The organism is Pedobacter alpinus (assembly GCF_042684645.1).
GTDB lineage: Bacteria > Bacteroidota > Bacteroidia > Sphingobacteriales > Sphingobacteriaceae > Pseudopedobacter > Pseudopedobacter alpinus.
This window is the reverse complement of record NZ_JBHULV010000051.1, coordinates 16,562-40,708: the sequence shown is the minus strand read 5'-3', so window position 1 is coordinate 40,708 and position 24,147 is coordinate 16,562. Positions and strand designations below refer to the sequence as shown.

Genomic DNA, 24,147 nt, shown 5'->3' with positions numbered 1-24,147 from the left:
ATGAGTGTTAACTTATTGAGCTCTACCAGTTTTTTTATCTTTATCTCTTCCAATTAAGTAACCAGCACCTGCACCAGCTGCACCACCTATTACTGCACCTCTACCTGATTTCTTATCTATCAAAGCACCACCAACTGCACCAGCTGCGCCACCAATAACTGCACCTTTAGCAGCAGAACTCCAACCTTTTTTCTGTGGCTCTGCTTGTGTAGTTGTTGTATTATAGTTATTAACTACAGCAGGCTTACTTGCAGCTATTGCCGCGGCTTCTTGCTGCTCTTTTTCTGCTTCTAATTTGGCAGTTTCTACTCTTTTAAAACTATCAAGAGTTAAACTGTCTTTCATCATTTTAATTGAATCTGCCCTTTCTTCAGAACTTGCTTTGTATTTGTTGTTACAAGCGGCTAAACTTGCTGCTATTATAACTATTCCTAATAACTTTTTCATGATTCTAAATTTATATACTACAATAGCCACTATGTAAGTATGATGCCAAAATTAAGTAATCCCAAATAATACATTTATAGGTTGATTTGTTCATATTTAGTATTGCATTAATGTACTCTATTTAGTGCATTTTTATTATCTAGGACATTAATTTACATTAAAAATGAAGATTTATGAGGTAAATATTTTTAAAGATTAAGTGAAAATCATCCTTTTAAACTGCTTAATCTCATTATATTTGCAGCTTATGAGTATGACCGCACAACAAATTCGTCAACAATTTTTAGATTTTTTCAAAAGTAAAGAACATCAAATTGTTTCATCGGCCCCTATAGTTGTAAAAAACGACCCAACATTGATGTTTACCAATGCCGGGATGAACCAATTTAAAGACTTGTTTTTAGGTGAAGCAACTATTAAGTACTTAAGAGTTGCGGATACACAACGTTGTTTACGTGTTTCTGGCAAGCATAACGATTTAGAAGAAGTTGGTATTGATACTTACCACCATACCATGTTTGAGATGTTAGGTAATTGGAGTTTTGGTGATTATTTTAAAAAAGATGCTATTGCCTGGAGTTGGGAATTACTGACTGCTGTTTATCAACTACCAAAAAATAGGTTATATGTAACCATTTTTGAAGGTGATGATAAAGAAGGTTTACCAAAAGACCAAGAAGCTTTTGATTTCTGGAAACAATTTGTTGATGAAGACAAAATACTTTTAGGAAATAAAAAGGATAATTTTTGGGAAATGGGCGAAACTGGTCCATGTGGGCCATGTTCAGAAATTCATTTTGACAGTCGCCCTGATGAAGAGAGATCTCAAATTGAAGGCGCTACCTTGGTAAACGCAGACCATCCTCAAGTAATTGAAATCTGGAATAATGTATTTATGCAGTTTAACCGATTAAAAGACGGAAGCTTAAAAACTTTACCAGCACAACATGTGGATACCGGAATGGGTTTTGAGCGTTTGGTGCGTGTTATTCAAAATAAAACCTCAAATTACGATACCGATGTTTTCCAACCAATGATTCAATTCATTGCTGAAAAAAGTGGAATTGCGTACGGAAAAGAAGAGAAAACCGACATTGCCATGCGTGTAATGTCTGACCATATTAGAGCCATTGCTTTTGCTATTGCCGACGGACAATTACCATCAAATAATAAAGCTGGTTATGTCATCCGTAGGATTTTGAGAAGAGCAGTTAGATATGCTTATCAATACTTAAACCTGAAAGAACCATTTTTAAATCAATTAGTGCCATTATTAGCCGATCAGTTTAAAGGTGTTTTTGATGAATTGTATAGTCAGAAAGATTTTGTACAGAAAGTAGTATTGGAAGAGGAGAACAGCTTTTTAAGGACTTTAGAAAAGGGGATTTCAAGATTTGAAGGAATAATAACAGATGGATTCACAGGGGTTCATCATTTTGAGAATGAAAAAGCGATTTCAATAGATGAAAGACTAACAGATACAGTTTCTGGAAATTTTGCTTTTGAGCTTTACGATACTTTCGGCTTTCCGATAGATTTAACAGAATTAATGGCTCGTGAAAAAGGTTTAGAAGTTGATATGCAAGGTTTCGAAACCGAGCTCCAAAAACAAAAAGAACGTTCAAGAGCTGCCACCGCAGTTGATACAGAAGATTGGATCAAAGTTACTGTAGGCGATGAAGTAGAATTTGTAGGTTATGATGATTTAGAAATTCATGCCCATATTTTAAAATATCGTAAGGTAACTGCAAAAGGAAAAGAACAATATCAATTGGTATTAGATCGTACACCTTTTTATGCAGAAAGTGGTGGTCAGGTTGGAGATGCAGGTTTATTGATAGGAGAGGGTGAAGAAATTAAAATTACTGATACCAAAAAAGAAAACGGCTTATTTATTCATTTTGTAGATGCTTTGCCAAAGAATTTAGAAGCTAATTTTGTCGCCAGAGTTGATAGTCAGAAAAGAATGCTAACAGAGAACAACCACTCGGCAACACATCTTTTACATGCTGCTTTAAAAATGGTTTTAGGCTCGCATGTCAATCAAAAAGGAAGTTTAGTTAACGAAAATGTTTTACGTTTTGATTTCTCTCATTTCTCTAAAGTAACTGATGAAGAATTGAAAAAAATTGAAGGCATCGTTAACGAAAAAATAAGAGAAAATATTGCACTTAAAGAAGAAAGAAATGTGCCTTATCAGCAGGCTTTAGATAGTGGCGTAACGGCTTTATTCGGCGAAAAATACGGTGATTTTGTAAGGGTAATTACATTTCAGGATGGTTATTCAAAAGAACTTTGTGGAGGAACTCATGTTCCTACAACTGGTCAAATTGGTTATTTTAAAATTGTATCTGAAAGTGCTGTTGCGGCCGGTGTTCGTAGAATTGAAGCCATTACGGCTATCAAAGCAGAAACATTCATCAATGAACAGGATGAATTACTGAAAAGCTTAAAAGAAATCTTAAAAAAACCTACCGATTTAGCTAAAACTGTTGAAGCTTTAGTGGAAGAAAATAATAAGCTTAAAAAAGAAGTAGAAAAAGCCGTTTTGGCAAAAGCATCTGGCTTAAAAGACGAGTTGAAAGCTAAAGTAGAAAATATTAATGGTATTAATTTTATTGCCGAAATGGTAGCATTACCAAATGCAGAAGCCATTAAAAATGTAGCCTACCAACTTAAGGATGTAGTTGAAAATCTATATGTAGTTTTAGCTGCTAACATAGACGATAAACCATTATTAACCGTAATGATTTCTGAAAACCTCATCAAAGAGAAAGGAATGAATGCTGGAAATATTGTACGTGAGCTAGCTAAAGAAATACAAGGAGGTGGTGGCGGTCAGCCGTTTTTTGCGACAGCCGGAGGAAAAAATGTTGAAGGTTTAATAGCTGCTTTAACTAAAGCTAAAAGTTTTATAGTTTAGGTATTTGATTACTTATTGTAATTAAAGTCAGTCTTCTAAAAAGGCTGACTTTTTTGTAATAATCCTTGTTCTTGAGGATAAATTTAAGCTTAAATTTGCTTTTGAGATAAACAAACAGCATTAATAAAGCGAGTAAGTAAACTGTTCATTAACTATTCAGCTTTATATTAAAAGTACATATCGTAGAACCAAGTATAACGGCTTATGGAGATAAGCTTAATCATTTTCGACTATCCTACACCCCGCACCGCAGTACTTTGAATGATACCAACTTTTACTGAAATGAATGATTTTTTGGTCAATTAAATCAGAAACTTAACCAGCGTTATCAGTAAATTAATGGGGCAGTCACAAAAATAAAGTATTGCTTAAACGGTTTTTTTTAGTTGACAGAACTGAAATTAGATGATTTCAACACCGCTGCCAAAGCATTAATTGCCATGAGGAAACCATCCTAACCTTATCCATCAACATAACACAAATAGTTTAACTCCAAAATAAAACTCTTTAAAGCTAATCTCATAGGGGTAATTGATGTCAAATTCTTCCTCTTTAAATTGGAAAAACTTTTCGCCCAATCCCAGATTATTTAGCTGGCCCCTAAATTGCTTTAAACATAGGGAGGTAGATTTTAACGGCCTCAGAAAAATACTCGGAATTAACAGCGTTAGGGCAATTTTATGTGCTGACTTTCTGTTTTTGTCGGTTGATAGTGATTCTAAATATAAATTTCTGGACACTACTTAAAACAAACAAGTTGGGTTAAGAGGTGAAGATAGAATCTTACTTTAGGGGGATAAATAGCTCATAATTCTGTAGGAAAAAACTTTTAATTCTTTCTTTAATTTTTCAGCTATGCTTTTATCATCAGGATGAGGCAGGATGAATTCTGTTTTAATTATTGTCATTTTTGAATTATCCAATTATATTTTAGTTTTAAGCCAACTATTTTGATGTATTAATAGTTTATTTTAGTGAATTTCAGTTCATTTATCTAATCAACTTAACATCTTTCTAATGCTGAAATTAATAGGTCTATTATGTGAGCATATTTTTATTAATGGAGTTCTTGAGACTTAGTTTTTTTATAAAAACAGTGTTTGAAAAAATAAGACCGTTTAATTTAAAAAAGTGCTTTTTAGATTCAAGAAAAAAAGTAATTGTAAATAGTTGCCCTATTAGTTTTAGGTAAAATTGATTAATAGTTTGGGAGTAAGCATTATCTTATATTTAGGTGCTTTTTTTAATAAAAAGGAAAAAGTGTAATAGGTTTTTTTGATTAGGAAAGAGAATTAGAAATAAGAGATATAGTCAAGTTGAAACAATATTCGTTTTTGTAGTAGTAATTACTTTTAAGGTGTATTCAAAATTAAAAATTTATTAAATAATGAAATTTTTAAGTTTATTTATTTTAATGCTTTCAAATGCTTCCTTTATCTTTTCACAAGAAATATCAAATGTAAGTTTAGCCTGGGCTGGTAATAGTGTAAACACAGTTGTTTTTAGGAGGAACTCCGTAATTACTTATAAAAAAAATCAATTTACTTCTTTTTATGATTCGGCTGGAAATGTTGTTTTAGCTAAAAGATTTTTAAATAGTAACACATGGGAAATTAAAAAAACTCAATACAAGGGAAATTATAAAGATGCTCATAATTCTATTAGTATTATAATCGATGGAGATGGCTTTTTACATGTTTCATGGGACCATCATGCTAGCAAGTTAAGATATGCAAAAAGTATTGCGCCTTACTCTTTAGAATTAGGGCCTGAAACACCTATGATTGGTAAAAATGAGACCCAAGTAACTTATCCAGAATTTTATAAAATTAAAGGTGGCGATTTAATTTTCTTATACAGAGAAGGCGCTTCAGGTAAAGGAAATTTGGTTTTAAATCGATACGAAACTAAAACGAAGAAATGGTTTCGTATTCATGATAATTTGATAGATGGACAAGGGAAACGGAATGCATATTGGCAAGCCTGTATTGATAAATCGGGTGTTTTTCATTTGAGTTGGGTATGGCGAGAAAAAAGTGATGTAGCAACCAATCATGATATGAGTTATGCTAAATCTTTAGACGGAGGTAAAACTTGGTTGTCGTCTAAAAATGATAATTACACTATCCCAATGAACATTTCTAATACAAAACCAATTCTAATTATTCCTCAAAAAAGCGAATTGATAAACTCTACTTCAATGACTACTGATGATAAAGGAAATCCTTACATCGCTACTTATTGGAGAACTCAAAATTCTACTATTCCACAATATCAACTCATTTATTTAAATGATAATGAATGGAAAGTTCAACAGGTTTCTAGTAGAATAACACCTTTCTCATTAAGTGGCGTTGGCACTAAGAGAATACCTATTTCTAGACCTCAGGTAGTAGTAGACAAAAAGACGGTTTCAGTAATATTTAGGGATGAAGAGCGAGGAAGTAAAATTTCAATTGCGACTAATAGCAATATTGATAGTGAAGTTTGGAATATTACAGATGTAAATAATGATGATGTTGGGCAATGGGAACCGTCTTATGATACTGAACTTTGGCAAAAGAAAAAGAAACTTAACCTGTTTGTGCAAAAAACAGGGCAAGGAGATGGTGAGAAAACCGAAAATTTACCTGCTCAAATGGTAAAGATTATTGGTATAAAGCTGAGTAGATAAGCATAAATAATTCGTAAATGAAATTTATTCTTAAACATAGGTTATTAGTTTCTAAAGTTATTTTTGGAACAGCTTTGCTATTCATCTCTAGCGCAGCATCAGCACAAAACACATTTAACAAACAACTATGGCATAACCAAGAAAGGGAATTAAGGTACAAGCCTGATGGAGAAGATTTTGTAATTACTAACGGTAACCGCCTTTTTACTAGAGCATTGTATGGAACCAATACAGCTTTTAGGGTAGAAACAGGTGATAAACCTGAATTTGCATTATATATGCCCGGCATGGGAGGCAATTTTAAGCTAGGTATAGAAAGAAATGGCGCTAATATTTGGTTAAACGATGCTAAAAATGTGGAAGCCAGATATAGAGCGGGAGCTAGATTATATCAAGTTACAGACCCAATTTTAGGTAGCGGAATACTTTCTTTAAATATTTTAGCTTTAACAGATGCAGAAGGGTTTATCCTTAAAGTTTCGGCTAAAAACCTAAGTAAGTCTTTAAATTTAATAACTGCATTTGGCGGAGCAACGGGTAAAAAATTCTCTAGAGATGGAGATATGGGGCCAGATCCTGCTTCAAATTTCTTTTTAAAACCAGAGAACTGTATCGATAATCTTTATCTGCTTAATAAAGCAAACTTTACTATAAAATATGGAGTAGGATTGCAGGTTGGACAAGATGGAAGATATTTTACAGAGGATTTAAGACAGCAATCTCAGCTAAGTAAAGAACAAATTTTAAAAGGAGTTTTTCCCTCATCAACCGAATTAAAAATTGTTGATGCTACTACATTAAGCGAGCCTATTATATATTACAATTCTCAGGTTTCTAAAACTCCAGCTTTAGCTGGAAAGCTTAAAATTGAATCAAATCAGGATTATTATTTCATTATTTACAAACCCGATTCAAAATCAAACTTTAATAATCAGGCTTCCACCGAAGTTTTTCAAAAAGCCGAAGAAGCTCGAAAGCAGATTGCTGATAAAATAAAAATCAATACTCCTGATCCATTTATCAACACCATAGGAGGCTCTTTAGCCATAGCTGCAGATGCCAACTGGGAAACACCATCTTACCTGCATGGTGCAATTGGTTGGAGAATGCGATTGAATGGCTGGCGAGGTGCTTACATGGCTGATGCTTTGGGTTGGCATGATAGAGCCAAAACTCATTTGCAAAGTTATGCTTTGTCTCAAGTCAAAACTCCTGAAGTTGGTGTGATAACTCCAGATTCTACTTCCCACTTTTCTAGAAGTTTAGAAAAGCTAGGTGTGGGAATGTTTACTAAAGGCTACATTAGTAGAGACCCGATGGGGAAATCTTTAAGAGCGCATCATTACGATATGAATTTGGTATATATCGATATCTTGTTAAGACATTATCAATGGAATGGAGATTTAACCTTTTTGAAGGAAACATGGCCAGTTTTAAAAGACCATTTAGCATGGGAAACCAGAAATTTTGATGTAGACAGAGACGGTTTATACGATGCATATGCAGCAATTTGGGCTAGTGATGCGCTTCAATACAGTGGGGGCGGAGTTGCTCATACCTCAGCGTATAACTATTTCGCTTATAAAAAAGCAGCAGAAATTGCTTTGATATTGGGTGAGGATGCAACTCCTTATCAAAAGGAAGCAGATAAGATTTTAAACGCCATGAATTCCATATTGTGGATGAAGGAAAAAGGTGCCTATGCAGAATTCAAAGATGCTTTAGGAAACCAGTTGATTCATCCTTCTGCTGCTTTATGGACCATTTATCATAGTATGGATTCGGAAACGATGAATCCATTTCAAGCTTATCAAAGCATGAAATATATTGATCATGAAATTCCGCATATTCCGGTTAAAGCTAAAGGATTGGTTGATAATAACTATTACACCTTATCTACAACCAATTGGATGCCTTACACTTGGTCGTTAAATAATGTGGCTTTAGCCGAGTCTATGCACACCATTTTAGCCAATTGGCAGGCAGGAAGAAATGAAGATGCATTTCACCTTTTTAAAAGCGAGGTTTTAGCCTCAATGTATTTAGGTGGCAGTCCGGGTGCGATTGTTCAAATTTCTCATTACGATGCCATTAGGGCAGAAGCTTATAGAGATTTCGCCGATCCAGTAGGGATGTTTTCTAGAGCTTTGGTAGAAGGATTATTTGGCATTAAGCCTGATGCTTTTAATAAAATAGTAACTATTAAGCCTGGTTTACCTTCAAATTGGGATTATGCCTCTTTCTCAACACCCGATGTTTCTTTTAATTTTAAAAGACAGGGTAAAATCGATAATTATCAAATCATTCCAACATTCCCAACCAAGCTAAAACTAAATTTTCAAGTGATTGCACAAGGTCAGGTGAAATCTATAATGATTAACGGTAAAAGTGCAAAATGGAAAAATATGGAGACTTCGGTAGGTAATCCTATCATCGAAATAAATAGCGAAGCAGCAGATAATTATAAAATTTCCATCATTTGGGACGGAGAGAAACCTTCTATGGTTTTGCAAGATAAAATCTATGAGAAGAGTGCTTCTATTTCTGAAAAAATTAATGGAGCCCAAGTTTTTAAATTGTATGATCCACAAGAAGCTTTTAAAACATTTAAAATTACTGATAATGGTTTTAGTGGAGAATTGAACGCTGAAAGAGGAAATTATACTGTTTTTATTCAACTAACTCAAGGTGATTTAATGTGGTGGATGCCTTATAGTTTTAAGATTGAAAATGCAGTTTCTTTAATGAAATCAGATGATGCAGAAATCAATCAACAGAGTTTTAAAATCCAAAATAACACTAGCCAAAATCAGATTATAAATGTTTCCGTTAACGGATTTAAAACCGATTTAGAAATAGCATCAGGGAAAATATCCAATGAAATTATCATCCCTCAGGCTGATTTAATTACAGGGACAAGCATCCTTAAAATGCAATTGCCTAATGGAAATGTTATTTCAGAAAAACTTACAAATTGGAATATCAAAACGATTAAAAAGCAAGAACAAATAGACTTATCAAATATTTTTAATGATAAAGTCACTCAAATTTTTAAGAACCAATATTTAACTCCTCGTCCGCAAGTTACTACCTTACAATTACCTTGGCAAGGTACAGGCGACTGGCCGCATCCATTAGAAACCCATGAAATTGATGATACAGGTTTAAGAAATTTAGCAGGAACATCCAATCGTTTTACAATTCCTCAAGGCATCAGTTTTAGTACTCCAAATAACATAGATAAGAAGAACATTCTCTTTACTTCACAATGGGATAATTATCCAAAAGAGGCTAGTATTCCTTTATCAGGAAAAGCTTCACATGCTTATTTATTAATGGCTGGTTCTACCAACCCTATGCAAAGTCAGTTAGAAAATGGAATTGTTATGGTTGAATACATGGATGGAACAATGGATAAACTCTCGTTAAGAAATCCAGAAACTTGGTGGCCAATTGAGGAAGATTATTATACCGATGGTTTTGCTTTCTCATTAAAGCAAGCCCGCCCGCCAAGGATACATTTAAAAACAGGATTGATAGTTTCGGGAGAGGAATCTAAAGTGAAATTTAACGGAAAAGAAATTAAAGGTGGTGCAGCAACGGTCTTTGATATTCCGCTTGATTTGTCTAAATCATTAAAGAAAATTACCCTAAAAACAATTGCTAATGATGTGGTGATAGGTTTAATGGCGGTAACATTAATTAGAGAATAAATTTATATTAAGATCACAAAAAACAAATTACCCATATATGTTTAAATCAATTTTTGTCTTTTTTATTTCTTTAATATTTATTCAAGCCTCTTCTGCGCAAACACAACTTTTTAATCAAGATTGGGAGTTTGTAAAAGATGTTGATACGATCATCAATCAAAATTTATTTAACAGAAATAGCACAGTAAATTGGCAAAAAATCAGCATTCCGCATACAGCTAATATTGAACCGATAGAAAAGGTGAAACAGCAATGGCAAGGCTTCGCTTTTTATCGTAAATTTTTCGTGATTTCGGCATCTGATAAAGGAAAACATATTGCTATAAAATTTGATGGGGCGATGCAAGAGGCTGATGTTTACATTAACGGACAAAAAATCCAAAATCATAAAGGAGGTTATTTGCCTTTTTATGTAGACGTTACTAAATTAGTTAATTACGGAGCTGAGAATGTGATTTTGGTACGATTAGATAATCGTGATAATCCTATTATACCTCCAGGAAAACCCATTGCCGATTTAGATTTTAACTATTACAGCGGTATTTATAGAAACGTTTGGTTCATCAAAAAAAAACAATTGCATATTTCTGATGCAGTAGCAGCTAACAGAAAAGCGGGTGGAGGTTTATTAGTTCATTATAAAAATGTAAGCTCATCGTCAGCTACAATGACTGTGCAAACAGAAGTAGAAAATGGAGGAGAAGGAGAGCGAACTGCATCAATCAGAACCAAATTATTAGATGCTAAAGGGAAAGTGGTTGCTTTTAATCGTATTCCTCTTGCATTAGATATTAGAGAAAAAGATTTTGAGACTTTTACACAAGTTATAGAAATCCAAAATCCCCAATTATGGTCGCCTACTCATCCATATCTCTATACTTTAAGAGTGGAGGTTTTAGAAAAAGGGAAAGTGGTTGATATGGAGGAAATAAAAACTGGAATTAGAAGCTTAAAAATTGAAGCAGGTTCTTTGACTTTAAATGATGAGAAAATAACCATTAGAGGAACCAATCGACATCAAGAATATCCTTATGTAGGTAATGCTTTATCAGATAATGCACAGTATAGAGACGCTTATAAAATTAAGCAAGCGGGTTTTAATTTTGTAAGGAGTTCTCATTATCCTCATGCAAATTCTTTTTTAGATGCTTGTGACGAGTTAGGAATTTTAGTGATGGATGCCATCCCAGGTTGGCAATTTGTGGGTAAAGAAGCTTTCATAGAAAATAGCTATCAGGATACTCGTGATATGATGCGTAGAGATAGAAATCATCCTTCAATTATTATGTGGGAAGCATCGCTAAACGAATCGGGGATGAGCAAGGCTTACATGAAAAAAACTCATGAAATTGTACATGAGGAATTACCTTTCGATGATACTTATTCTGCAGGTTGGATAGACGATGCTTATGATGTTTTTTTACCAGCCCGTCAGCATGGGAAATATCCAGTTTACTGGAAAAACTATAAAAAGGACAAACCGTTTTTAATTGCCGAATATGGCGATTGGGAGTATTACGCTGGTAATGCTGGTTTTAATCAGAAGGATTATCAGAACTTAAAGAAGGATGAAAAAACATCTAGGCAGTTAAGGGCTTTTGGTCAAAAAAGGTTGTTGCAGCAGGCTTTAAATTATCAAGAGTCTCATAATGATAATTTTTATAATAAGGCCATAGGAGATGCAAATTGGTTAATTTTTGATTATAAAAGAGGTTATGCAGATGATATTGAATCATCTGGAATTATGGATATCGTAAGACTCCCAAAATTTGCTTTTTATTTCTATCAAAGTCAGAGTATTCCTGAAAAAAACAGCAAAAGCGAGTTTAATAAGCCCATGGTTTTTATTGCTAATTATTGGCAAAATATCGGCGACTCAACCGTAAAAGTTTACAGTAATTGTAAAGAGGTTGAACTCTTTTTAAACGGAAAATCTTTAGGAAAGCAAAAAGCCGATTCAGACAAATACTCAACTAATCTGGCATATCCGCCTTTTACTTTTTCGATTAAAAATTTTGAAGCTGGAACATTATCTGCAGTAGCTTATCAAATAGATGGAACCGTAATTAAACACTCGGTTTCAACGCCAAAAACTCCATCTAAAATCAATTTAATAGTAGATTACAGCGGTAAAAATATAAAAGCAGGTGTTAATGATTTAGTTTTTGTTTACGCAGAGATCCTAGATGAAAATGGAACCATAATACCTGATGCAACAAATGCCATTGAATTTGAAATACAAGGAGATGCAGAAAACGTTGCGCCTAAATTAGTTAAAGCAGAAGCGGGAATTGCAGCCATTTTATTAAAAGCTGGAAGTAAGCCAGGCAAAATTAAAGTTATTGCAAAATCAGAAGGATTAGTAGAAGGACAATTAATGATTAAATCTTTTAAAAGTAGTAAATAATAAACCATGAAGATTATTCACAAGGTCTTAAAATTATACTTCAAAAGACAATCATAGTAGATAGAAATAGATTCATTTTTTGTAAAAAAAAATCATTAATCTCAGTATAAATCCGAATTAATTTTAAGTAAACCAATAAATAAATAAGATCAAGCAAACAAGATGAAAAAGGCCGTTTTAGTAATATTTTTATGCTTAAGTTTTATTTATATAGTTAAATCTCAAGAATTAAAAACTAATCAACAAACATTCACTGCTGGTAACAAAGAATTTTTATTGAACGGAAAGCCATATGTTGTAAGGGCTGGAGAATTACATTTTCCAAGAATTCCACGAGAGTATTGGGATCAAAGAATAAAGCTAACAAAGGCAATGGGAATGAATACCATTTGTATTTATCTTTTTTGGAATTTTCATGAACAGGAACAAGATGTTTTTGATTTTACCGGACAAAAAGATGTAGCTGCCTTTGTGAAACTGATACAAGAAAACGGAATGTATTGTATTGTAAGGCCTGGTCCTTATGCTTGTGCCGAGTGGGATATGGGCGGTTTACCTTGGTGGTTGTTAAAGAAAGAGGATATTAAAGTTCGTACCGCTAAGGATACTTTTTTTATGCAACGCACTGCTAAATATTTGCAAAAAGTGGGAGAACAGTTGGCGCCTTTTCAAATCCAAAATGGAGGTAATATCATTATGGTGCAGGTAGAAAATGAGTTCGCATCTTTTGGAAACGAGCAACCTTATATGGAAGCAGTTAGAGATGAAGTAATAAAAGCGGGGTTTGATAAAGTGCAATTATTTAGGTGTGATTGGTCTTCTAATTTTAACAAATATGAATTGGATGGGGTGGCTACTACTTTAAATTTTGGGGCAGGTTCAGATATTGATAAACAGTTTAAAACCTTTCAAGAAAAATATCCTACATCGCCGTTAATGTGCAGCGAGTATTGGACGGGTTGGTTTGACCATTGGGGTCGTCCGCATGAAACTCGGTCGGTTTCCTCATTCATTGGGAGTCTAAAAGACATGCTAGATAGGAAAATTTCATTCAGTTTGTATATGGCTCATGGCGGTACATCTTTTGGGCAATGGGGCGGCGCAAACGCACCTCCATATTCTGCTATGGCAACATCTTATGATTATAATGCACCTATTGGAGAACAAGGAAATACTACTGATAAGTTTTTTGCAGTAAGAGATTTACTTAAAAACTATTTGCAAGAAGGGGAGACTTTGGGAGATATTCCAACCGCTATGCCCGTGATTGCAATACCTACCTTTTATTTAAAAGAAACTGCTAATATTTTCGATAATCTTCCTAAAGGCATTAAATCAGAAAATATAAAACCTATGGAAATGTTTAACCAAGGTTGGGGACGCATTATATATAGAACTACCTTAAAACCATCGGCTGTAAAGCACAAACTAGTGATTACCGAGGTGCATGATTGGGCAAACGTATTTATTGATGGAGTATCAATAGGTAGATTAGACCGTAGAAGAGGCGACAATACGGTTGAAATTCCAGCATCGGCAAAAGCCATACAATTAGATATTTTAGTAGAGGCAACTGGCAGGGTAAACTACGGTAAAGCCATTATTGATAGAAAAGGAATTACAGAAAAAGTGGAATTAATTGATGGAAAAGAAAATATAGAATTAAAGAATTGGACGGTTTATAATTTCCCGGTAGATTATGATTTTCAAGCCAAGGCTAAATTTAAAAAATTAAAACATTATGGCCCAGCCTGGTATAAAGGAGTATTTAACCTAGAAGAAACTGGCGATACTTTTTTAGATGTTAGCACTTGGGGAAAAGGGATGGTTTGGGTTAATGGATATAATATTGGAAGATTTTGGAAAATTGGTCCTCAGCAAACGTTATTTATGCCTGGTATTTGGCTTAGAAAAGGAAAGAATGAAATCATTGTTTTAGATGTGGATAGTCCAAAAGAAACCAAAATTACCGGACATAAAGAAGCGATTTTGAATGAATTAAATCAAGATGAATCTTTACTACACCGTACTAAAAATCAAAACTTAGACCTTTCTGCCGAAAAGCCAATTGCAACAGGTGCTTTCGCAGCTAGTAATGGATGGAAAGAAGTGAAATTTGAGGGTGTGCAGCAAGGGCGCTATTTATGTTTTGAAGCCTTAAATTCACAACAAGAAAAAGATGTTTTAAGCGCTATTGCCGAGTTAGAATTGATTGGAAAAGATGGAAATTCAATTTCGACATTAAAATGGAAAGTAGTTTATGCAGATTCTGAAGAGATTACTTCAGCCAACAATGCAGCCGACAAAGTTTACGACCAGCAGGAATCTACTTTTTGGCAAAGTCAAGCGGTTGGAGGAAAACCAAAGCATCCGCATCAAATTGTGATAGATTTAGGGGAAGTAACTGAGGTGATGGGGTTAAAATATCTTCCTCGCTCTGATAAAAGCCAAAGTGGGATGGTAAAAAATTACCGTATTTTTCTAAAGAAAGACGTATTTAAATTTTAAAATTAACTGTATGAAAATTAGAAATTACATGAAAAAAGCAATATTATTTTTTAGCAGCTTGGCGCTTACGCTGAGCTTAAATGCCCAAACCAGCGTTTCTGGTTATGTAAGTACCGTAAACCAAAACCAGCAAATTAGTAAACATATTTATGGTCATTTTTCCGAACATTTAGGAAGGTGTATTTATGATGGTTTTTGGGTAGATAAAAGCCTAAATGTAAAAAAAGAAGGTCGTATTCGTATGGATATTGTGGATGCTTTAAAAGCCATCAATATTCCAAATTTACGTTGGCCAGGAGGTTGTTTTGCTGATGAATATCACTGGAGAGATGGAATTGGAGCGCCAAATAATCGCCCAAAAATGGTAAATACCAATTGGGGAGGCGTTACAGAAGATAATAGCTTTGGTACGCATGAGTTTTTGGAACTTTGTAAACTATTAGGAACCGAACCCTACATTAGTGGGAATGTAGGTAGCGGAACTATTGAAGAAATGAGCAAATGGGTAGAGTATTTAAACTTTGACGGAGAAAGTCCAATGTCTAAACTGAGGAAAGAGAACGGACGCACAGAGCCCTGGAAAGTGAGTTTTTGGGGTGTTGGAAACGAGAGCTGGGGTTGTGGCGGTAATATGACCGCTGAGTATTATGCAGATCAGTTTAACCGTTACGCTACTTATTCTAGAGACTATCCGGGCACAAAGCTTAAGAAAATTGCTGGCGGCGCTAATAGCGATGATTATAACTGGACAGATGTATTGATGCGTAAAAGCAGAAAACAAATGTGGGGTTTATCGTTACATTATTATGCTATCCCAACAGGTAGTTGGAGTAATAAAGGCTCGGCAACAGATTTTGAAGAGCAAGAATACTTTAGCAGTATGAAAAATGCTTTAAGAATGGATGAATTAATCACCAAGCATTCTGCCGTAATGGATAAATACGATCCGGATAAAAAAGTAGCATTAGTAGTTGATGAGTGGGGTATTTGGACAAACGTAGAACCAGGCACAAACCCAGGGTTTTTATACCAACAAAATAGCTTGCGAGATGCTTTGGTTGCTGGCTCTACATTAAATATTTTTAATAACAATAGCGATAGGGTGAAAATGGCTAATTTGGCTCAAACCGTAAATGTGCTGCAAGCTTTAATCTTAACAGAAAAAGATAAAATGTTGTTAACGCCAACATATTGGGTGTTTGATATGTACAAAACTCATCAAGAGGCTACTTTGTTGCCGGTAAAATTTACTTCACCAAATTATGTGGTAAATAATAAAAGCCTTCCAGCTGTAAATATTTCTGCATCAAAAGATAAAAATGGCGTGGTGCATTTAACCATGGTAAATCTTGATGCTAAAAATAACATTCCTGTAAAGTTAAATTTCGAAGATTTAAATTGGAGCAAAGCTGATGGAACCATCTTAACTTCGGCAAAATTTACAGATTACAATTCTTTTGTTCAGCCTAACAAAATCAAGCCCACGTCATTTAATGGCGCAAGCAAAAACGGAGATCAGTTACAATTAAGTTTACCTCCATTAAGCGTGGTAGCTATAACACTCATTTAACGCTAAGAAACAAAATTAACACTTGGTCTTTTACACTAAAGCTTTTATCTGTAGAGTTATTTGCTTAAAACCTAAAACTTTCACAAAGTCCAGACAAGCATTTATCGGTAAAAGTGTAAATCAGGATTTTAAAAGAGCTTTAAAAATTGCAAAAGCAATTTCTACCACTTCTTTTGAAGTTGATCTCCGCTTTTAGATCATAATTTAACAGATGCAACAAAGCAAATTTTATTAATGAGAGGCGATGGGGAGGTACAGGATGGAGTAATGCTTGGAAAATTAATTTTTGGGCGAGGTTATTAAATGGAAATCATTCATATTTAATACATCAAGAATTGTTAAAAACTGCTACATTAAATAATCTATTTGATACACACCCATCTTTTCAAATTGATGGAAATTTCGGTGCAACTTCTGGAGTTTCTGAAATGTTAATTCAAAGCCATTTAGATAAAATACAATTATTGCTGGCTTTTGCTGATGCTTTGGCAAATGGATTCATAAACGGTTTGGGGGCAAGAGGAAATTTTGTAATAAACACGCATTGGGCTATTGGTTCTTTAGCTACTGCTGATGTTTTAGTGAGAAACGGTGTAGAATGTGCTATTTTAAGTAAAATGCCTATCTAAATAAAAGATAGTAAATTAATTTCTATTCCCAATTACTATAAATCAACAAAAATTTATTCGTTAATATTTACAACCTTATAAGGTAAAAAACACGCTATTTTAAAATCATGAAAAATATAATCAACTTATTTGTTTTAGTAGTTCTCTTTATATCGCAAAGTGTTTTTGCTCAACAAAGTATCAGACCATCCTATCATTTCGTTTTCGGAAAACAGAAAAGAGTTAAAAACGCCATTATTATAAATGATAAAAGTATTTATAATGATGCAAAAGGTTATGGTTTTGATTTTAATACCATGCCTAATTTTATTAAAAAAAGTATGAATGGCCCATTAATTTCTGCAGATAAAGCTTTTTATTTTTCAACAAAAATACCGGAAGGTAATTACCAAGTAAAAATTAAGGTAGCTAATCCAAATGGACAATCAAAAACCACTATTAAAGCAGAATCTAGGAGGTTGATGATGGAAAATATTGTTCCGAAAAAAGGAATTGTAAATGAAGAGATATTTATTGTTAATGTAAAAAGTAGAATAATTAGTGCTAGTAAAAATGTAATCTTAAAAGAAAGAGAACACAATAAATTAGATTGGGATAGCAAGCTTACTTTAGAATTTGCTGTTAATCCGGCAATTATAGCTTTAGAAATTATACCAGTTGATGATCAGATAACGGTTTTCTTAGCAGGAAATTCAACCGTTGTTAATCAAGATAACGAACCTTGGGCATCTTGGGGGCAAATGATTCCTAATTTTTTTGGTGCAGGTGTGGCCATTGCAAATCATGCTGAGTCTGGTCTTACTTTAGGTAGTTTTTTAGGATCAAACCGGTTAGACAAAATATGGAGTGTGATGAAAAAGGGTGATTACCTATTTATAGAGTTTGGGCATAACGATCAAAAAGAAAAAGGAGTCAATGATGGTGCATTCAAATCATATTCAGAAAGATTAAGGCTTTTTGTTAATAGTTTTAGAGAAAGAGGAGGGATTCCAATAATTGTTACATCAACTGGAAGACGTTCTTTTGATAAAGAAGGCAATGTTTTAGAAACTTTAGGCGATTATCCTACGGCGGCAAAAAAAGTAGCATCAGAATTAGATGTTCCTTTAATTGATTTGAATAGCATGTCAAAAACATTTTATAAAGCATTAGGCGAAGAAGAATCTAAAAAAGCTTTTGTACACTATCCTGCCAATTCTTATCCAAACCAAAAAACAGCTTTAGCAGACAATACTCATTTTAATCCTTACGGCGCTTACCAGTTATCTAAGATGATTGTGCAAGAAATAATAAATCAAAACATAGAATTAAAAAAATATATAAAAAATTTTAATTTTTTTAATCCAGCTCAACCAGATTCAATAACATCATGGATATGGCCAGAGAGCCCAAGAAGCGACGTTTTAAAGCCAGATGGGAATTAACAAAACACTTAATATACAAGAGGTGATAGATTAAATGAGATAAAATTATAAAAATAATTATCAAAACAGGATGCGACAGGTTGCGGGTAGAGAGTCGTTTACCTACTTTTATTCTTAACCAATTAACCGAGTCTTAGGATTCTATTATAAAAACCTAAATAAACTAATATGATTAAACTTTACTTAAATGTAGATACTACTATTTATGAAGTGCTGCTTCTTAAATTCGAGCGTATTTTATATTCATTTTTTCTAACGGGTAATTATTCTACTCCAAAAAACTATATCTAATTACTATTTTCTAAGAATTATTAAAATTATGTTAACACTAATCAAACGTTCATTTCTTTTGGTTGTAGTAACTAGTATTGCACTGGTAGGCTGCCGTAAAGAGAAATTCGATGAGTACTATGGAAGACCAGATGATTTAGCACCGCCAATTTATCAGCAATTAGAAGCTAGAGGCAACTTTACTATTTTTTTAAAATTAATAGATAAAGCTTCTTATAAAGATATTTTAAGCAAAGCAGGTTATTGGACTTTATTTGCTCCAAATGATGCTGCTATTCAAGTATTTTTTCAAGAAAACTCTATAGCTAACGCAGAGGCAGTAAGTATTGAATTAGCAGAGAAAATTGTTAGATATGCTTTAGTTTTTAATGCATTTAAAACAGATAGGATTTCTGATTTTCAATCAAATATTGGATGGGTGCCAGACCAAGCATACAAAAGAAGAACTGCTTATTATGACGGTTTCTACAAAGAAACAGTTAACGGTGTAGAGAGAGTAGTTTTTGCATCTAATAGAAATAATTCTTTAGGCAATGGTACTCCGTTTTACGTAGATGGAGATAATAATAATAAGTACGTTCCTTATTTTCATGAAAAGTATGTAAGTGCTAAAGGCTTATCTGCTACCGATTACAATTATTTCTACCCTAACCAACCATACACTGGTTTTAATTTTGTAGGTGGGGCGGTACAAACGGCAGATATTATTGCGGAAAACGGTATTATTCATGAAGTTAATAAGGTTTCTTTACCGCTTCAAAGTATAGATCAGTACTTACAAGGTAAGCCACAGTATAGTCTATTTAAAAGTATTTTAGATAAATATTTAGTAACCTATCAAATTAACGAATTAGCTACCAGAAGATATCAAATCTTAACTGGAAGTTCTGAAAATGTGTACATTAAAGTTTATAACGCAGGTTTAGCTTTTTCGCCAAATAATGAAAATTATCTAAAACAAACGGATAATGATGGGCAGTCAGATGGTTACAGCATGTTTGTACCTACAAATACTGTTCTACAAGAATTTATCAATTCAAAAATATTGGAGTTTTATCCATCCTTAGATGCACTTCCTCAATATATTTTAATTGATATTATTAATTCTCACATGTGGCAAAATACAGTTTGGCCTTCTCAATTTGGGTCTCAGTTAAACTTATTAGAAGAAACTGCTAGGTTTAGCCCATCAACAAACATTGTTGATAAGCAAATATTAAGTAATGGTATTTTTTATGGTACCAATAAAGTTCAAGAATCTAACACGTTCTTCTCTGTTTATAGCAGGCCTTATTTAAATCCTAATTATACATTAATGACGAGGGCTTTAAATGAAGAGTATAGGAGAGTTATAAACAACATTGGAATAAAATTTACTTTGTTCATGATGTCTGATCAGTTATTGAGATCTAAAGGATTTGATTATGACGGAATAAGATCAGAATGGGTTTATACTTCACCTAGCACAGGCGTAAGAGTTGCAGGAGGTTTGGCAAGAGCCAGAATTCAAAGAATATTGTATAATCACATTGTTTCTACTCCAAATAACCAATTAAATGATTTATCGGGCGAAGGTTATATAAGATCAGGTGATAGAGATGTCCCAGGTGAATATATAAAATGGAATAACAATAGGGTATTTGCCGCAGGTAACCAAGATGCTAACACTGTTGTTAATATTACAGGTTTCGATGAAACTAGCAACGGACGAGTTTATTACACAGACAATTTATTAGAATATAGTGAACGTGGAATTGGATTAAAATTAGCCGAACTAGCTGCACCTGCAAATTCAGAGTTTAAAAGGTTTTTTGATTATTTAAATAATTCTTCACTTTATAACAGAACATCAGGTGTTATAACCGGAGTTGCGTTAGGTACTTCTTACACACTTTTGGTTCCGAACAATACTTCCATTGCAGACGCAATAACAGCGGGTTTGCTTCCAGCTTCAAATAATCCTACAGCAACTGTTGATAGAGAAAAAGTAATTGCGTTTATCAGGTATCACATTTTATCTAGAAATACTTTTGCACCAGACGGAAACCAAGATGTTACATCAACAGAAACACTTTATAAAGATGGTAATGATGAGGTTGTAAATGTTAGAATAAATAATATGTTGAATAACCTTTCTTTTACCGGACAAAGTAATGCAAGAACAGCGAGGGTTATTAATGCGTCAAGTATAAACCTTGCAGATAGAACTTTAATTCACTTAGTAGATAATTATCTAGATTACAGATAGATATGATAAATAGATATTTTTTAAATACAGTAATTTTAATGGTGGGTATATTTTTAATACCATCATCAATCTTAGCACAACAAAAACCAGTTGTTACACCAGCTGCATCTTTAATTGTAAGAGGTAAAATTACAGATAAGACAGATAAGTTAGGTGTTATTGGCGCCTCTGTTGTAGAGCTAGATAAAGATAGACGTACTGTTACAGGTGTTGTAACAGATATTGAGGGTAATTATGCTCTTAAAATTAAAGATCCTAGTCATAGTATTTCTGTTTCTTATTTAGGTTATAAAAGTCAAACTGTACCTATAAATAGAAGAACAACAATAAATTTTGTTTTAGAATCTAACATAAGCGATTTAGCTGGGGTTACTGTTACAGCAACAAAAGCTGGTAACTCAGGCTTAATGACAATTGCAGATAGAGATTTAACTACAGCAAATGTTACCATTAATGCAAGAGTGCTTCAAGAAATGCAATCTACCTCTATTGATGAAGCATTACAAGGTAGAATTGCTGGTGTTGATATTGCATCTAATTCTGGAGACCCTGGTTCTGGTATGTCTATCAGAATTAGAGGAACATCTTCTATTAGTGGAAGTGCAGAACCTTTAATTGTAGTTGATGGTTTACCTTATGAAGTAACCGTCCCATCTGGTTTTAATTTTGGTAGTGCAGATCAAGATGGCTATGCTCAACTATTAAATATTGCCCCAGCTGATATAGAAACCATTACAATTTTAAAAGATGCTGCAGCAACAGCAGTTTGGGGAGCAAGAGCTTCTAATGGGGTATTGTTAATTACCACAAAACGTGGTGTTTCTGGCAAACCTACAATTAATTATGCTTTTAGAGGGTCAGCGTCAACAGTGCCTACTGGTATCCCTTTATTAACTGGCGATCAATATTCGCAATTAATTCCAGAATTGGTAATGAACAGAAACGGGACACCGTTAAATACTTTAATAAATAAAGAATTTCAATACGATCCAAGTGACGTTTATTGGTTTAAAAATTACAGCAATAATACAGATTGGGTAGATGCAATAAACCAAACTGGTTTATCTGGCGATCATACTTTATCACTTCAAGGTGGTGGAGAAAAAGCCAGATATTACAGCTCTGTTAGTTATTTAGACCAAACTGGTGTAACACGTGGTACAGGTTTAAATAGAATTTCTGCTAGGTTAAATTTAGATTATACGGTTTCTAACAGAATTAAATTTAGAACAGATATTGCTTACACACACTCTGTAACTGACCGTAATTACGTAGATGGGACAGATAATAACCGTGACGGTGTTAGAAGCGTTGCTAATAATAAAATGCCAAACATGAGTATTTTTGAGTACGACGATTTTGGGAACTTAACACCTAATTACTTTTCACCGGCATTAAACATTCAAGGTGCTTATCCAAGAACTTACAATCCAGTAGCCTTATCAGAATTTGCTTCAAACCAGCAAACTGGCGAAAGAATTACTCCAATTTTCCAATTACGCTATGATATCGTTCCAGAAGTTTTTACTTCTGATTTTCAAGTGATGTTTGATATCAACAACAGTAAAGTAAATAGTTTTTTACCTCAAAACGCAACAGGTAGGCCTTATACAGAAACTGTAGTAAACAGAGCAGGAGATTCTGACTTAGATCAATTCAGAGTTCAATCTAAAGCTAATTTTATTTATAGCCCCAAATTAAAAGAAAAACATGAATGGCAAAGTATTCTTTCTATTCAAACAGATGATTATAAAGGTGTTACTCAAGAATCATTAACTTCAAATACGGCGTCTTCTTTATTAACAGACCCTTCTATTCCGTCAAGAACTCAAAATACTGAACTCAGATTATTAACTGGTTTTTCAGAATCTAGAGCAATAGGAGCTTTAATAAGTACACAGTATAAATTTGATGATAAGTATATTATTAACGTAGGATTAAGAGCAGATGGTAGTTCAAAATTTGGCCCAAACAACAGATTTGGCTATTTTCCATCTATTTCAACACGTTGGAGAATGTCTGGTGAAAAATTTATGCAAAAATTTGAATTTATTGATGATTTAAGTGTTAGAGCAAGTTACGGACAGTCTGGTAAGGCTCCAAGAGCTGATTATTTATTCTACAATTTTTACAATAACTTTCAATCAAATTATTTAGGCCTATCTGGTGTTTACCCAGCTAACATAGAATTATCAAATTTAAGGTGGGAAACCGTTACAGGTACAAACTTAGGGTTTAACTTACAAATGTTTAATAACAGAGTAAGTATTGATGTAGATTTATACCAAAATAGATCAACCGATTTATTATTTCCGGACCTACAAATATCCACAGTATCTGGTTTTAATGATATAGACTTAAACTTTGGTACGTTAGATAACAGAGGATGGGAAATTGGTATTAACTCTACACCTTTTAAATCAGAAAATTTAACAATTGATTTTGGTTTTAATATAGCAAGAAACAGTAATGTTATTAGAGAAATATCAGAATTTTTCCCTAACGAAAATGGATTTTCTGATAGAAACGGAAGTTATAAGCAGTTTCTACAAATCAATAATCCATTTGGTTCTTTTTATGGATACAAATTTAAAGGGGTTTATAAAGATTTAGAATCAACAGTTGCTAAAGATAAAGATGGTGAGCCAATTGTTGGCCCATCTGGATTACCTATTTATATGAGGTTTAATTTCCCAAGAACAGATTATGTTTTCCAACCTGGTGATGCCATGTACGAAGATATCAATAACGATGGAAATATAGACTCTAGAGACGTTGTTTATTTAGGTAATAGTAATCCAAAATTCACGGGTGGTTTTGGTCCATCATTCAACTATAAAAATCGTATCAGATTATCAACATTTTTCAGTTACAGAATTGGTTATGAGGTTATTAACCGTACAGATATGCTTACTACTAATTTAACAGGATATGACAATCAAAGTACTGCTGTTTTAAGTAGATGGAGAAACCCTGGGGATGAAACTAATATGCCTAGAGCTTTATTTGGAATTGGTTATAATTGGTTAGGATCTGATAGATATGTAGAGGATGCATCTTTTGTAAGATTTAGAACAGCAACCATTAGCTATAGTTTAGGGCAGAAAATGTTGAAGAAGTTAAATGTAGCTGATGTTAGGTTATTTGTAACAGGAGAAAACTTTTTCACATTAACAAATTACAAAGGGCAAGATCCAGAAATAAATATGCAAAGTGGAGTATTTGGTTTAGCAATAGATAATTCAAGAACACCACCCACTAAGCGCTTTACCCTTGGTTTATCAACTAGATTTTAATTATTAATATAATTATT

General features: G+C 33.5%; 11 protein-coding genes. 10 read left to right on the top strand and 1 reads right to left on the bottom strand.

The window, feature by feature from the left end:
• Positions 1-12: 12 nt before the first annotated feature.
• Positions 13-447 (bottom strand): YMGG-like glycine zipper-containing protein, encoded by a 435-nt coding sequence (locus ACFSSE_RS15035; protein WP_379041642.1) that lies wholly within the window; start codon positions 445-447, stop codon positions 13-15.
• Between the two features lie 253 nt (positions 448-700).
• Between ACFSSE_RS15035 and alaS the strand changes: the two genes are divergently transcribed.
• The 10 genes from alaS (at position 701) to ACFSSE_RS14985 (ending at position 24,130) form a co-directional block, all read left to right on the top strand.
• A complete protein-coding gene (alaS, locus tag ACFSSE_RS15030) occupies positions 701-3,370 on the top strand; it encodes an alanine--tRNA ligase (RefSeq protein WP_379041643.1) in 2,670 nt (889 codons plus the stop codon).
• A 1,387-nt stretch (positions 3,371-4,757) separates the two neighbouring features.
• Positions 4,758-6,044 carry a BNR repeat-containing protein gene (locus tag ACFSSE_RS15025; protein ID WP_379041645.1) on the top strand — a complete coding sequence of 429 codons (1,287 nt, stop codon included), beginning with the start codon at positions 4,758-4,760 and terminating at the stop codon, positions 6,042-6,044.
• Positions 6,045-6,061: 17 nt separating this feature from the next.
• Positions 6,062-9,757, top strand: a complete 3,696-nt coding sequence (locus tag ACFSSE_RS15020) for a DUF4450 domain-containing protein (RefSeq protein ID WP_379041647.1) — start codon at positions 6,062-6,064, stop codon at positions 9,755-9,757.
• A 37-nt stretch (positions 9,758-9,794) separates the two neighbouring features.
• Entirely contained in the window at positions 9,795-12,164 is a 2,370-nt protein-coding gene (locus ACFSSE_RS15015) for a glycoside hydrolase family 2 protein (RefSeq protein WP_379041649.1), read from the top strand.
• A 162-nt stretch (positions 12,165-12,326) separates the two neighbouring features.
• A complete protein-coding gene (locus ACFSSE_RS15010; RefSeq protein ID WP_379041651.1) occupies positions 12,327-14,672 on the top strand; it encodes a beta-galactosidase in 2,346 nt (781 codons plus the stop codon).
• A 10-nt stretch (positions 14,673-14,682) separates the two neighbouring features.
• A complete protein-coding gene (locus ACFSSE_RS15005; RefSeq protein ID WP_379041653.1) occupies positions 14,683-16,242 on the top strand; it encodes an alpha-N-arabinofuranosidase in 1,560 nt (519 codons plus the stop codon).
• 230 nt (positions 16,243-16,472) lie between these two features.
• A complete protein-coding gene (locus ACFSSE_RS15000) occupies positions 16,473-16,871 on the top strand; it encodes a glycosyl hydrolase family 95 catalytic domain-containing protein (RefSeq protein WP_379101011.1) in 399 nt (132 codons plus the stop codon).
• 107 nt (positions 16,872-16,978) lie between these two features.
• Positions 16,979-18,295, top strand: coding sequence for a rhamnogalacturonan acetylesterase (locus ACFSSE_RS14995; protein ID WP_379041655.1), 1,317 nt, complete (start codon positions 16,979-16,981; stop codon positions 18,293-18,295).
• A 319-nt stretch (positions 18,296-18,614) separates the two neighbouring features.
• Entirely contained in the window at positions 18,615-20,834 is a 2,220-nt protein-coding gene (locus ACFSSE_RS14990) for a fasciclin domain-containing protein (RefSeq protein ID WP_379041657.1), read from the top strand.
• A gap of 2 nt (positions 20,835-20,836) precedes the next feature.
• Positions 20,837-24,130, top strand: a complete 3,294-nt coding sequence (locus ACFSSE_RS14985) for a SusC/RagA family TonB-linked outer membrane protein (protein ID WP_379041659.1) — start codon at positions 20,837-20,839, stop codon at positions 24,128-24,130.
• Positions 24,131-24,147: the final 17 nt, after the last annotated feature.

Coding starts and splice junctions, on each gene's coding strand:
- ACFSSE_RS15035 (WP_379041642.1), bottom strand. CDS start 447: ATGAAAAAGTTATTAGGAATAGTTATAATAGCAGCAAGTTTAGCCGCT.
- alaS (WP_379041643.1), top strand. CDS start 701: ATGACCGCACAACAAATTCGTCAACAATTTTTAGATTTTTTCAAAAGT.
- ACFSSE_RS15025 (WP_379041645.1), top strand. CDS start 4,758: ATGAAATTTTTAAGTTTATTTATTTTAATGCTTTCAAATGCTTCCTTT.
- ACFSSE_RS15020 (WP_379041647.1), top strand. CDS start 6,062: ATGAAATTTATTCTTAAACATAGGTTATTAGTTTCTAAAGTTATTTTT.
- ACFSSE_RS15015 (WP_379041649.1), top strand. CDS start 9,795: ATGTTTAAATCAATTTTTGTCTTTTTTATTTCTTTAATATTTATTCAA.
- ACFSSE_RS15010 (WP_379041651.1), top strand. CDS start 12,327: ATGAAAAAGGCCGTTTTAGTAATATTTTTATGCTTAAGTTTTATTTAT.
- ACFSSE_RS15005 (WP_379041653.1), top strand. CDS start 14,683: ATGAAAATTAGAAATTACATGAAAAAAGCAATATTATTTTTTAGCAGC.
- ACFSSE_RS14995 (WP_379041655.1), top strand. CDS start 16,979: ATGAAAAATATAATCAACTTATTTGTTTTAGTAGTTCTCTTTATATCG.
- ACFSSE_RS14990 (WP_379041657.1), top strand. CDS start 18,615: ATGTTAACACTAATCAAACGTTCATTTCTTTTGGTTGTAGTAACTAGT.
- ACFSSE_RS14985 (WP_379041659.1), top strand. CDS start 20,837: ATGATAAATAGATATTTTTTAAATACAGTAATTTTAATGGTGGGTATA.